Below are 13,944 nucleotides of genomic sequence, written 5' to 3'. Positions count from 1 at the left end.
TTTAAACAACTGTAAAAAATCGGTTATCGGTTACTACAAGACCATTGGTTATAGCAGCATTTGATGAGCTAGAAGCAGGGTAATAATTAAACAAAAAGTCCCCCGTGCTGATCTCTACTATTGGAGGAAGTAGTGTATAACTAAATCGTGTACCCAAGCAAACCAACATCCTTCCATTTTTATCAAAATCCCAAGTATAACCTTGTATAAAATCATTCAAACTGTGATACCCCCAGCGCTCATATATAGGAAAATCATGGCTGGCATCAAATTGAGGATCATTGTTTAAAGAATCCTCAAGTGCCTGTTTTCTGGCCGTTGCCCCATTTGGAACATCAGAAGTACTGGGAAAATTTATCGTATAATTAAATTGTTCTTTATCAGTTCGAAACTCAATATCATACCGTACAGTTGTACGTGTTCCAATGGTTTGACCTAGGTTTAAATTTACGTACTTGTCTTTTCTATACCTCCGCTTTAAATCCCTGGGCCTAATTCGTGAGGGAAGCCACTCCTCCCATTTAGCATCGGGAACATTGGAACTATCATAAAACTCAAAATTTCCTGAATTCTGAAATGCAGTCAATAATGCTGCTCTATTGGCCAATGGAGTCGGTTGACTCATGATAAATTGATAACTTAATCCCTCTATGGTTCCGAAATTTCGTTGGTCAGATAAAAAATGAAAATGCTTGGGTGCAGAGACCTGAACATTTCCACCCAAAGCCTCTTTTAATTTTTCAAGAAAAGGAACTGCCTTACCTATATTACACCCTTTGAAGTGGAAACTATGAGTAATTGGATCACCGACCGCATGACCAATGGTAGCGTCAGGAATCTCAATGGAGCGATTTGAATTACTCATGGTGTCTTCTAAGGTCTCAAAACTTGTTGGACCCTGCTGTCCAGGATACATAGAAATAAAAAGGAATCCTTGCGCATTGGCATGCGCCCCATTCAGCGCATCTTCTATCGGTCGAGTAACACTTCCGTTTGAAGAAAGGTGCTGAATGAATTGACGGACTGTTGTTACGCTGTGACGGTTAATTAGAGTAGTATTGTCCATTCTGTTAAACATATTACGAACTCTATTGTCCTGTCCTGTTCTTCCTGGAGCAAATGCGTAATCCATGATTAAGGTCTTAAAAATTAAAATATTCTTCCTTTAAAGCTACAGTGAATACAAATAACAATCAATCCCCAAAAATGGCGATTTTACCTATATGTGACTATAAATTAATAATTTAGAAAATAAGTTGCTTATAACTCAATAACTTTAGAAGCCGCTTTGATCAACTGAGCGGTATTTTTAACCTGAAACTTTTTGATGAGATGTTTACGGTGAGATATGGCGGTGTGATTGCTGATAAAAAGCAAATTAGCAATCTGTTTCGAAGAAAGCCCATCGGCTATTAACCGTAATACTTGCTTTTCTCTTGATGAGATAAACTTTTCTGAATTTTTCTTAAGCGTATCTTGATGCATCTTTTTTGAACTAAGGTATCGTTCAATACTTTTTTCTTCAGTAACATCGGTAATATAACTAATAACGACATGCTGTTTCTTAAGTTGAATGGACAAACATTTATGTCGTAAACTAAGCTCATTTCCTTCACAATCAACAATTGGATATCTAAGGGTAATAACATGTATTAGGTCAAGATTCCCAAAAAAATTAAAAAGTCGACTCTTCACTATTGGTCTATGACTCAAAGGAATCATTAGGATCCAATTGGACCAGCCTTGGTTAAAAACATCCTTAACATTGATGCTGTGGTTATCCTTAAAACAACTATTACAATAAATTATTTTGTCTTCTTTCGTATGGTATACTGTCACCATAGTAGCATCCAAGTGACCAAAGAAGGCTATAATATCAGGAATTTCTGCTAAAAGTGAATCTTTTCTATTAAACATCTGAAATCGCTAATTTTTGATACCAAAAAGCACTAACCAATTGTATTAAATAATTGAATGTTAAAATTTAACTATAAAATCAACTTGAATCAACAGGAAAATTCCCCTTTAATTTGGTTTTTTTCCTAGGCATTAAAAAAGCTTAAAAAAATTCGGATATCATCCTAACCAAAAGCTGGGTAAAGTTTTGAGAAATAAAATATTAAGATTCTTTCTTAATTCTCTTTAAATAGTCAGAAGCACTTACGTCTATTTTAGAAGACAAGGCTCTAGAAAATGAATCTGCAGATTTAAAGCCAAACAACTCGGACATACCCTTCATTGTATACTTAGTTGATATTTCAGGATTAGCCTTTAAAAAATTTATTGCGTAAGTCACCCTTAAATCCTTTAAATATCTTGAAAAATTAATTCCTTTTTCACTATTGATTACCATTGACAAATACGACGAATTTGTTCCTAAGTTTTTTGCCAAAGACTCTTGAGTGATACCCGGGTCTAAAAATCCCTTTTCCCTTTCGAAAAGATCCAGACCGTTCTTTATTTTTGCAAGAATATCGGAAGAGAGCTGAAGTTCTATCTTCTCATTACGATTCGAATGAATAGGCTCTACCTTTGTATTCATCAACAAATTCAGCTTCCTTTTAATCTTGTAATTCTTGTAAAAGACGAACACTGTGAAACATAAACTAAATCCAGCCGCTGCATATAAATATAAAATTACTCTATCCCTTCCATTTATTTCACTTAGCAGCTGTTTTTTCTCTCTTTGAAGCATTGGAACGTTAAAACCTACAGTCGCTAATTGATTGAGCCCACTTCGCAAGGTGCTATTAATGCTATCAAAATAAATAAGCTTATTAATATACTCGAGCTGTTGCTCTTTATTATTCTCTTTAGAAGATTTAATTAATAATAGCTGATACACATCTTCCATGTTGTCAACCGGAATATCTATTTCAGTGACTATTGAATCTATCGACATGAAATAGTTAAACATTGTGACAGAGTCCCGCATTTTTCCAGCAATCTTACCTAGGTAATACTCCTTTTCTGCCTGGTCTATTCCATCGTAATACCCTATATATTTATATAGAGAATCCCTTGACTTCAAGTAGTTGCCATCATAATAATCTATTTGTGCGTTTGCAGTAATCAGGTCGCGGTAGTACATAGTGTCTCCAAATTTTAAAGCAATTGGAATCCCTTTATTTATTACATACCTCGCAGAATCCAAATTATACAATTTTAAATAAGATAGCGATATATTGTAATGTAACATTAAGTAGTCATCATAATTTATAGCACTTAATTCTTCGCTATCATTGAATCTCCCTAGGGATTCTCTGTACAAGTCGAGTGCTTCGGCATGATGGCCATTATTAGATTTAATTGCGGCGATACTTGTGAGAGTAGAATTGACTTGATCCATGTTTCCTTTACTTAGTGCAATCTCGTGTCCCTCAATATAGCTATTGAGAGATTCTAGATAATCTCCGGCCATATAATGCCTATAAGCTTTGATAATATAGCCCTCCGCAGGATACCATTTGTAGTTTCCTTTTTCAGTAAGTAATATTATGGAATCAGCCAATTCAAGTCCCTTTTCATAATCTTCCTCTAAGGCTCTTTGATATAGTGCTTTTGCCATTTGAAGACTGTCTTTCTCTAGGCAGGCTTTCTCGAATTGAATTTTACTAATCTTTCGCAGTTGAACTATATCGCCTTTGTGCACGGCTGCATATTGCATGCTTTGCAACTCTTCATAGGTTGGGGAATTTTGAGAAAACAGTAAAGCAGGAATTACCAGGAATAACAATCCAATTAGTTTTAATGGCTCTTTAAAATTTAGACAATTCATTATGGTCTTAAAAGTCATAATTTGATTCACGGCAGTAATTCTAGTAGCAAAGATTCAATTTTTTTAATTAAACTACTCCAAAAAAATAAAAAAAGAGCAGATAATTTCTACGTGTAGTATTTGGAATCACCACCTGTAGAGGTATCATTTACTTTTGTAATTTTTAAACCACCTTAATTCTTAACAAGTTTTCACTTTTTTAATGCAGGTCACATAATCTACTAAACCATCATTGGATTTTTACCTAGAATTTGGACAAAACTACCGGTAATTTATAAATCATCGGGCCAATTTATAAACCGTCGTATAGAGTAATTGTCTATTCCGATGATTTGTTACACTTTTGACATAGCAACGAAAATAGCTAAAGTTGAGTTATCGAGAATAGCTGTAGAAAAACCAATTTTAAGCTAATAAACGTCTTAAAGAAATACCAATATATAACCCATTAACCAACCAAATGCTAATTAGAGTTTTGCTAGACATAATAATCCTCCTTTTGGAGCAAATGATACAATTTTAAAATAAGTAATCAACCTACTAACAACAGCTTAAATAATAAAATTACCCTGTTATGGAAAGCAATCACTCAAAATCTGAAATCTGGCTAAAAATCATTGTATTCACAGTGGCCTTCGTGATTTTTGTAGGCCTGTTTGAGCTATTTGGGTACTATGTAGCTGGAGCGAATCCTCTAGATATTACTATCGTAACAACGATTAAGCAAGAAGTCATCATTTACTTTTTTGGCCTTTTAGCTGGGCTTTCTATTGTATTTATGTTCATGAGGTTTGTTGACAATGAGGCATTATCTCACTTGGGTTTATCCCTTGAAAACCGTATGAAAGATATCGGATTAGGTATAGCAGCAGGATTAGTAATTATGGGAATTGGATTCCTGGCGCTCCTACTACTAAATCAGATTACATTTGAGAACATAGCATTTAATGCAGAAAAATTAGCCTTGTCTATTATTCTATTTATGATTGTAGCCGTATTAGAAGAAATTGTTTGTAGGGGCTATATCTTGAGAAATCTATTAAAAATACACCGTGGTGAAATCGCATTAATTATATCTTCGGTGATATTTGCCTTAATGCATGCCTTCAATCCTCATATGGGCTGGATATCCTATATCAATCTCTTTCTTTCGGGTATTGTTTTAGGCCTACCTTATATACTCACAAAGAACTTGTGGTTTTCAATTGCCTTGCACTTTAGTTGGAATTTCTTTCAAGCTCTCTTTGGGTTCAGTGTAAGTGGTAAAAGCTCATTTTCACTAGTAAACATCGGAAGGACAGAGAACAACCTTATTAATGGAGGGGATTTTGGCTTTGAAGGTTCGATTTTTTGTGTTATTGCACTCCTACTACTTATTGGATATATGAACTTTCAAGCAAAGAGTCAAAACAATATAACCCAAAAGGATTTAACCTAATTGAACATGCATATAAATTATAAAATTGCTTTAGGGTTATTGGGAGAACTGATTATACCACTATCACGGATCGCATGCCTCAAATATCCCAGCTTTTTATTTTCCAACCATTTTAAAATTGATGATGTTAGTTATATCAAATACAAAGTAGCACCTGCTTATTTGTTACACGAGAAGAAAATGAGCCTGGATGAAATTGTTGATTATAATAAGAATTTGGATTTGGAACAAGTCCTTAAGCAACCAAACAAAGGATGAGATAATACACTATCATTAAGCAAACAGGATCTAAAATTAAAATATAGTTAAACAACTAAAAAAAATTATGACAATTTATTGGGGGTGAAATGTGAAACAATCATTTCACGACATAAGGACACACCACGCTACCCGTCAGACCAGCGCCCCAGGATGTGTCCTTTGTTTTTTAACCAGTTTTAGTTGCCTTTAATGGTCACTTTAGAAACACCAAGACTTCCGTAATTATCAGCAGCTATTAATCCTCACTAGAGCCGTTAAGCCTGGACATAAAACTTCCACTATGGATTACGAGTTGATCCAACAGTTCAAATTTGCGATCTGACCCTAATAGTTCAGAATTTATACTTTGTGCTTCGCAATACATAAAGAAAAGTTCTATTTGATCTTTAGGCACTTTTAAGTCACGAATTAGTAACTCTTCAGTAAAAAATGTATCATTCTTAAACAAATGGGTTAATTCATCAAAAACCACCGTCCTCACCTGCTCTTCATCCTTATTCTTATCCTTGTCTTTTAAAAGCCAAGCGACAAGCCTTATGAGGTTTGCAATGTTTCCGCCGCCCGTCGGTAATGTCCCATATTTAAAAGGATTCTTTTTCCGATCTGTATTGATTTGCTTTTGAAGGTCTAAAGTATAGGCCTTTTTATCAAAATCAGGGGCGATGTACTCTTTGGAAAGCACAACTTCTTCTAGTTCATTTACCTTTTCTACTAAGCTTATCTCCAGTGCAGATTTTAAATGTTCCCTTTTAACGACTATAACTTTTACTCCATAAAAAATAGAAGTAAACTTAATGCTATCCTTAAGTTAGGCTCCTATTGTAAATAGACCATTCGCATCGGAATAGGAATATGTATTTCTGTTAAGATTGATAATCTTGATATCCTTCAATTCCTTTTCATGGCTATATATCCTCCCGGAAATCACAGAAGCTTCTTGGCAGTAGCCAAGTGTTGTTGAAAGAATAGCCATAAAAACACCCCAGCGTGGGAGGTTCTTGGGATATAAGTTGAGTCGTGTAACGTATTGGTTTAGGTGTATAATCCTCGTGAATTTTTAGTTGTAGGCTATTTCAGTGCCTGTTCCTTTTGGATCAGATACATTCGAAGTTAGGTAATAATGAAACTTCACACTGTTAAAAGAAATTTAAAATATCACTCTTAGAATATTATAATATGGTTGTAAGTTAATATTTTCGTAATATTAGAACAAAGTGCACAATGCATTCGACCAGCGCTATAAAGCCCCGTAGATTTAATAGCGCATTTTACTTGGAATCACTCCTCTTACGCCCCCTCTTGGATTTTCCATATCCCCTTTGTACCTAGGTATAACATGACAGTGGAAATGGAAAATGGTCTGTCCTGCCGTCTCTCCACAGTTCATTCCAATATTATACCCATTTGGCTTATGTTCCTTTTCGATAATCGACTTGGCTTTATCGATTGTAGATACTAGAGTGGCTTTCTCAATATCAGAGAGTTCAAAGTAATCTTTACGTAGTTCATTAGAAATAATTAAAAGATGTCCTGGTTAAACTGCATAGGAATCAACAACGATAAAAAAGTAGTCATACCTAAAAAGTATTCTAGATTCTGGTATCTCTAAAAAGTCTTTCATTTTAGTCTTTATTTAAGTATTGAAATCCGTTATTGTGTGCTATGGTGAGCATGGGTTTAATATGCTCTTCAAATTTGTATTTGTCAATCTCTAAATCAGGAAAAATAGGTAAGTAATCCTGCAAATAATGATTCTTAGGAGCTATTTGCTTGATGATTTCAATTCCAGTTTTCTGAAAATTATAGAAGGAGTCAAAGTAAATCTCGAAACGCGGTAGCTTATCACTTTTTATGGAGTTAAAAGTCATATCCGCTGGAATGAGGTTCCACATGAGATCATGCGCTACAAATTGATGAGGAATAAAATGTTCAATCGCATAGTTCCCCTTAATTATTTTGTTCCCCGTATAAATGCAATGGACATTGCCAATTTCATCGATCACACGATCCCAGAATTTGGATTTATGGTTATTTAAGCTGCCCCTTACTATTGGTCTGTGTATCTTGTTTGGGATATCTGGAACATTTGGATTTCGGAACTGAAGAAACAAAGCCAAGTTCCAGTAACAGAAAGCTTTTAGAACAGCGGTGTTCGTGTAAAAATAATGCAGCCATTTATCTGAGATCACGATATGATCTTTAAACAAAGAATAAGGCGCATTATTCTTAATCTCTAAAGAGTGTTCATAAATTTTAGACTTAGATTTACTACCAAGCCATGGACTCAAAAACTTATGTGGAACATTTTTATCAAAGTGAGTTAACAATTGTATCGTTTCAGGATTGGTTGAGTTAACGAGCCTTTCTAAGATAAAGCTTCGCTTATCATCAATAGTAAACCCTTCTATGTCCCTAACCTTTAGAATAGCATCTTGTATTGAATCCTGCTTGCCAAAAGAAAGATGAAAGTAGTTTACGGGGTACCAGGCTAAAGCCAACATTCTAGAAAAAATCTCTTTTTTGTCGATGGTACTTTGACCATCCTCAATCGCTTCTAAGATACTCCAGAACCAATAAAACTTATAAGTAGCACTGGTGTTTTTAAACACAGAAGACAATTTTGAAATCGAAATTTCAGGATGATTTGGTAGATGCATAGTCGTGGACAAAAAGGATCATTAGCGCGCCTTAAAATAGGCCCTTTCCTATTTCTAAAACTTTGGCTGCAATCCAAAAATAGCCATAGCAAATTTGGCTACAAAATCTTTGATACAGTTATTTAGTTTAACTAATCAAGGAAATTAAAATAAGAGCTAAAACAATGTTGACATAAAGAATACAGCATGTCAGCCTCTAGGGAGTCCAACATGCTGTATTGGTTATAAGGTCGTACTACTGTTTAACAATATCTGACAAAGGTATTTTCTGAAAAGTCATATCAGCCTGACTGCTTTCATATAAAATTCCTAGGTGAAATTCATCTACTTGGGTGATGCTAGAATAGCCTCTACCCCTTCCTTGGTCCAGAAGCAGCTGATTATTGGTATTCCAGCTAGAACCTTTATCAAAACTCGCCTTGATGGTGATATTATAACGACCTTCTTTGGTGTTAGGATTGGAAAAGAGTAACAAAGAAGAGTCTTCCGTTTTAAATTCAAATAAGGATGCCATACACACGGGCTCTGGAAGTAACTTATGAGAAGATGAATGCTCAAGCCAGGTCTTACCTAAATCAGAAGTCACATAAACCGCTCTTCCGTTTGTATCACTTTTATCTTTCCTGTTTCTATTATCTCTCATATTAAGCATAAGTACTCCAGGATCCAGCTCCACTACAGCACATTCCGTAGTGTTCGTATAGGATGGATTACTTGTAATCCAGGTTTTGCCCCCATCTTTACTATAGGTAATGTTTGAAAAAGGTTCCCCATTTTCATCCCTACCCTGGGTTGGGAAAACTAAGGTACCATCCTGCATGGTAATACCGTTACCAGGAGCTGGGGCAAAGAGCCACCACTTCTCTTTTTTACACATCTTGGTGATATTCACAGGCTCACTCCAGGTTTTGCCATCATCTGTACTTTTGCTGATCAGAAATTGGCTGGTTTGTTTTAATCCAAACCCTGGTTGCGATCCTTTATTTCTCCATTGGTGATTCCAGTTGTCACTATCTTCTGTTAATCCTTCAACCCATTGGCCCTCTTTATTGATAACCCCGTGCATCCACAGTCCGGCTAAGTAGATATCCCCTGTATTACGATCTACCAGTAAACAAGCATCACTGACGCCATTGAATTTTTCTGGTAGCCCACCATATTCTTTCATGTCCATTGCAATTTGCATCGGCTCCCAAGTATTTCCGCCATCGAAGCTTCTACTGATGCCTAAATCTATGTCCCCTTGAAGATCACGACCTGTGTCTCTTCTAACGTCATAACAAGCGATCAGAGTACCCTTATTAGATTGTACAAGTCCAGGTATTCTGAAGGTATGTAATCCATCATCCATATGCTTACGGACCGCCACTCCCATTCGAAGGCTCCTAGGATTTTCAAGTGGAGTCAACGCTACAGTCCCTGCGCCAGCTACTATAGATTCACAGGAAACACTTAGCCTATGTGTAATATCAGCCATATCGTTTAGTTGTACAGAAACCCAGAAAAAATGACTTGCACCACTAAGTTCAAGATCTCCTTCTAACTTCGTCTTAGGTTTGATCTCTTTTGAAGAAGCAAACAGCTTACTATCTTTTTTAATGGGACCTTCTTTTGCCCCAACATAGTAGAGCGCCACACTCTGAATATCGTCTAAATTCGTAGCTTTTCCAAAGTCCAAATTAACTTCAGTCAGTGCCACGGGCTTTAGTGAATCCTTGGTCCTTATCTCCAATAACAATACATGATTATAAGGTTTGGTTTTTAAAACAGGGTATTCAAACTGCGTTTGGGTAACTTGTACATTACTTATCTCCTTTTCACAAGAGATAAACGCAAAACTCATAATAATAAGAATGACCGACAGCATCTGTATTCTTCTAGGTTCCATTGTTTTCAATTTATATGATTAGCAATACTATTAATCTATTATTTATACTTTTTTATATCTTCAAAAAAGCGTCTCGGGCACTGTAATATAGCGCTCTATTTCTCATTCCACTACCGTATCAATTTCTTGTCTTTGCCTTGAGGGAAAATAAAACTAAACAAATACCCTGGTACATAACAACTGACGATTCCAACTACTGATAAAAATAAGAAATTGACATTAGTGTATTGGCTTACATACCAAGTGACCAAGACGCTAACCAGCACCCCAATTAAGGCACCGTATGCGTTTGCTCTTTTGGTAAGGATGCCTAATAAGAACATGCCACCAAGCCCACCTGTGATTAGTCCTAATACCACATAAAATTGATCCCACAGTGATTTAATATTGGAATTCGCCATCCAGAAGGCAAACAGTATTCCTGCTATGCCAATAACAAGGGTGGTTATCCTGGCTATGCGAAGTAACTTTAGATCGGAGGTCTTAGGATAGATTTTTTGATAAAAATCATTACAAAAAGCCGTAGAGATTGAATTCAAACTACTACTGATACTGGACATAGCAGCTGAGAATAATCCAGCGATTAAAAAACCGGAAACGCCTGCTGGCAATTCGTGGACGATATACCAAGGAAAAATGGAATCGTTATTGTTAATCTGAGGCGGTAACTTCTCAGGCGTTTGACTATAAAAAACAAATAACAAAGTTCCAATTCCAAAAAAGATAATGGTCGCTGGAAGTGTCATGACAGCATTGGTATATAATGTTTTTCTAGCGTCTTTAACACTGCTACTGGTAAGATAGCGTTGGACAATGGTCTGATCCGTTCCTTGAGTAATTAGGGAGGACGCTAATCCTCCTAGGAGCACTACCCAAATGGTGGAGCTTGTAAAATCAAAGTCCCAATTTATAATATTGAATTTTTGGTTTTCTACAGCGAGATCGTAGGCTTGAGCCACTGAAACATCTCCTTGGAAAAATATCCAAAATATGGCCAGTATACTTCCACCCATTAAAACAACAACCTGTAAAACATCAGTCCATATTACGGCCTCAATACCACCAAAGGTAGTATACAAAACACATAACACTCCCATAAAAAGAATGCTGGCCTCTACTGGAATTCCGGTAACTATGGTAATGGCTAATGAAGGTAGCAGTAATATAATACCGATTCGACCGATTTGAAATAACATAAAAGATAGGCTTCCTAATGCTCTAGCCGTATAATTGAATCTAATTTCCAAAAACTCATAAGCTGTACTGATCTTAAGCCTATTGAAATAAGGTATAAAATAAATGGCTATTACAGGGGTGATAAGAATGGCCGCAATATTTAAAAAGAAGTACGACCAATCCGTTAAAAAGGCTTTTGCAGGTATGGCCATAAAGGTCAAGGCACTCAGCAAGGTTCCGAACACACTCAACCCAGATGCCCACCATGGAATTCTTCCTCCTCCTCTAAAATAATCTTCTGTTGATTTTTGTTTTTTGGAAAAATAGAGACCAATAATAACGAGCACTAACAGGTAAATACCCATAGCCGTATAGTTCAATAAACCGAAGGCTTCAACATCCTTCCTGCTCTGGATCTTATAAGTCGCCGGAGTTCGAACTCCAGGACGAATTTCTCCAGATACTAAATACATGGAATTTGCATCTTTAAATGAGAGCGCGGTCACTGGGAGATCTTCTATGGTATCATAAACACTCCAGCGTGCTGTTACGGTATTAAAGGCATATACGTTATTTGAAAAACCTTGATGGCTTGTCAAGAGATGTTCCTTTTCTTTTTGAAGTTTTATATGCCGAGCACTATCTTTTGTTTGTTCAAGTTCTAAGCTTAGCTTTTCGAGTCTAGTAAACATTTCTCCTGTATCCCCTCCGTATAGCAAAACGCTCATCGATCCGACAGCTGAAGCGCTGGCAGCCATGAGCACCTTTGGCTCTCCTTTAATAACCATGGTCACGGGATTATCCCAAGCATGACTTTTCAAATCATAAGCCACATATGTATCTAATAAAGGTGTTGGTTTTATCGCACCTACACTCCGTCCTGAAAAAACGTACAATTTCCTAGAAAAGCCTGTTTCCTGTACCGCTGCAGCGTGATAACTTCTTGCCGGCCCCGGCATATCGTCCAGCTTTTCCCAAGTTGATAATTCCTTTAGATGAAGCCTATATAATGAAGAAGAGCTGTTCTTGCTATCGTCACCGCCGACTACGTAAATAAACTCCCCGTCCCTAACAGCCGAAAGGTTGGCAAGCGGTATGGGTAAAGGCGGATACTGTTTTATTTCAATCTGTAGATCATTTGGATCTAGCTGCACTAAAAACACCTGCGCAGAAACACCATCACTGTTATTTCCACCAATACAGAGAATGCCATTATCCAAGGACACAGAGGCGCCGTATCCCAGTGCTGATGGAAGGGTGTTTTTTGATAAGGTCCATGTTTGATCTTTAAGTATTAGAATATGATCACTCCATACTTTAGTTCCACCTTCCCAGGGCAATGCATTCGGGAAATTTGCTCCTCCCATAGCTAGTATGAGATCACCTACTTTGCCGCCATACATCCCTGCGTACCCCAAAGAATTACCTTCTTTTTCTATTCCAGGCAGCGAGGCTAATTGCTGAACATTAAGTTCTTGAGCCATACCATTAAGCATAAAGAATGACACTAATAACCATAGCAGATTTAGTTTGTACTTAGCTAAAAATCCACTACGGCAATTAAACAATGCCTGGGGGTTATTTGACATGGTCGAAATAATGTAGCGATTCTAAATTTTGTTTTAAGTAATTGTACTCATTATCCGTAAGTGGTAGGATGGGTGAGATGGGTTGCCCAAAATCAAAACCATTCATTTTCAAAATGGCTTTTTGAGACGCCAGTCCATCATATCTTAAAAAGGCATTTATAATTTCTACCACATTGCGATAGTTTTCCAAAGCCACCTTATGGTTATCTGTTCCATAATACTTCAGGATATTCTTGTAATACGGAAGCATAAAATTATAGGTACTTCCAATAAAGGTATCGGCTTCCATGGCTAAAGCAGGAAGAAAAAGCTCATCCACACCAAAGAACATCTTATAACGATCTCCATAATTTTCTTTACACAACATAAAATCATCCATGGATGAGGCTGTATATTTTATCCCACCGAGTTGTGGTATCCTTTTATCCAGCTGCTCCAAAAAAGTATGCATCTTAAAATTTAGTCCCGTTTTACCTGGGATATGGTAATAAATAAAGGGGATTTGATCCTGGCAATCTGTGATTTTCTCCACAGCATAAATCAACTGATCTATTCCAGAGATCCCATAATAGGAAGGTGCTGTTGCCGATAGGGCATCCGCTCCCATTTGTACCGCATGTCTACTTAAATCAGCACTGGCTCCATAACTTGAATGTGTTACGTTTACAATAATAGGAACCCGCTTATTAACCGCCTTAAAATAGGCTTCGGTTATCGCGAGACGCTGTTCCAATTTTACGGAAACTCCTTCACCTGTGCTTCCCATGAGATAAAAGCCATTTATCCCTTCTTTAATAAGCTTATCCACCAATGGAGGGATCTTATCTAAATCAGGTGTCCCATCGACTTTAAAAGGGCTAAACCCTGCAGCTATCAATCCGTTAAAATTTAATTTCATATGATCTAATTTATCGTTTTGACTGAATGGACGGGAAATTAAAGTGTTCCCTATATCATCACATACAGCAAAATATGGTGAATACTATTTTGATGACTTTATAATGAGGTTAAAGCGCTTTGGAGCGTACACACCTCACAATCTTAATTTTGACATTTAAGATACACTAAATACTGCTTAGAGAATAACCCGGACTAGGGTGCCAATTACTAGCCCGGGGTAAACTAACTAAACTGAAAAACAATTGTATTATTAAAAC

10 protein-coding genes and 1 pseudogene are annotated in these 13,944 nt (G+C 36.6%); 2 read left to right on the top strand and 9 right to left on the bottom strand.

Annotation, left to right across the window (positions count from 1 at the left end; genetic code table 11):
• Position 1: 1 nt before the first annotated feature.
• The 3 genes from ACN0TV_RS07620 to ACN0TV_RS07610 all read right to left on the bottom strand — a co-directional run bounded on the left by ACN0TV_RS07620 (position 2) and on the right by ACN0TV_RS07610 (position 3,778).
• Positions 2 to 1,132 (bottom strand): hypothetical protein, encoded by a 1,131-nt coding sequence (locus tag ACN0TV_RS07620; RefSeq protein ID WP_417361710.1) that lies wholly within the window; start codon positions 1,130 to 1,132, stop codon positions 2 to 4.
• A gap of 128 nt (positions 1,133 to 1,260) precedes the next feature.
• Positions 1,261 to 1,917, bottom strand: coding sequence for a response regulator transcription factor (locus ACN0TV_RS07615; protein WP_417361709.1), 657 nt, complete (start codon positions 1,915 to 1,917; stop codon positions 1,261 to 1,263).
• 202 nt (positions 1,918 to 2,119) lie between these two features.
• A complete protein-coding gene (locus ACN0TV_RS07610) occupies positions 2,120 to 3,778 on the bottom strand; it encodes a hypothetical protein (RefSeq protein ID WP_417361707.1) in 1,659 nt (552 codons plus the stop codon).
• A gap of 574 nt (positions 3,779 to 4,352) precedes the next feature.
• Here ACN0TV_RS07610 and ACN0TV_RS07605 point away from each other — a divergent pair.
• The gene (locus tag ACN0TV_RS07605; RefSeq protein ID WP_417361705.1) at positions 4,353 to 5,216 is read left to right on the top strand and encodes a CPBP family intramembrane glutamic endopeptidase; all 864 of its coding nucleotides are present in this window, start codon (positions 4,353 to 4,355) and stop codon (positions 5,214 to 5,216) included.
• A gap of 6 nt (positions 5,217 to 5,222) precedes the next feature.
• On the top strand, positions 5,223 to 5,474 hold the full coding sequence (locus tag ACN0TV_RS07600) for a hypothetical protein (RefSeq protein WP_417361703.1): 252 nt from the start codon (positions 5,223 to 5,225) through the stop codon (positions 5,472 to 5,474).
• 238 nt (positions 5,475 to 5,712) lie between these two features.
• Here the strand turns inward: ACN0TV_RS07600 and ACN0TV_RS07595 are convergent, their stop codons facing one another.
• The 6 genes and pseudogenes from ACN0TV_RS07595 to ACN0TV_RS07570 all read right to left on the bottom strand — a co-directional run bounded on the left by ACN0TV_RS07595 (position 5,713) and on the right by ACN0TV_RS07570 (position 13,685).
• Positions 5,713 to 6,159: a hypothetical protein gene (locus tag ACN0TV_RS07595; protein ID WP_417361702.1), complete on the bottom strand. Its 447-nt coding sequence runs from the start codon at positions 6,157 to 6,159 to the stop codon at positions 5,713 to 5,715.
• Positions 6,160 to 6,732: 573 nt separating this feature from the next.
• Positions 6,733 to 6,999: pseudogene (locus ACN0TV_RS07590) on the bottom strand (HIT family protein); the annotation flags it as partial.
• Positions 7,000 to 7,099: 100 nt separating this feature from the next.
• Entirely contained in the window at positions 7,100 to 8,134 is a 1,035-nt protein-coding gene (locus ACN0TV_RS07585) for an HNH endonuclease domain-containing protein (protein WP_417361700.1), read from the bottom strand.
• A gap of 235 nt (positions 8,135 to 8,369) precedes the next feature.
• Entirely contained in the window at positions 8,370 to 10,022 is a 1,653-nt protein-coding gene (locus ACN0TV_RS07580; RefSeq protein ID WP_417361698.1) for an exo-alpha-sialidase, read from the bottom strand.
• Positions 10,023 to 10,132: 110 nt separating this feature from the next.
• On the bottom strand, positions 10,133 to 12,787 hold the full coding sequence (locus ACN0TV_RS07575) for a sodium:solute symporter family transporter (RefSeq protein ID WP_417361696.1): 2,655 nt from the start codon (positions 12,785 to 12,787) through the stop codon (positions 10,133 to 10,135).
• Complete coding sequence (locus ACN0TV_RS07570) at positions 12,777 to 13,685, bottom strand: dihydrodipicolinate synthase family protein (RefSeq protein ID WP_417361694.1); 909 nt, start codon at positions 13,683 to 13,685, stop codon at positions 12,777 to 12,779. The genes ACN0TV_RS07575 and ACN0TV_RS07570 overlap by 11 nt, the downstream gene beginning before the upstream one ends.
• Positions 13,686 to 13,944 lie beyond the last annotated feature (259 nt).

Origin of the sequence: Galbibacter sp. (genome assembly GCF_048266365.1) — a bacterium.
Classification (GTDB): domain Bacteria; phylum Bacteroidota; class Bacteroidia; order Flavobacteriales; family Flavobacteriaceae; genus Galbibacter.
The sequence above is the reverse complement of the archived record's forward strand: the minus strand, read 5'-3'. Positions and strand labels throughout refer to the sequence as shown.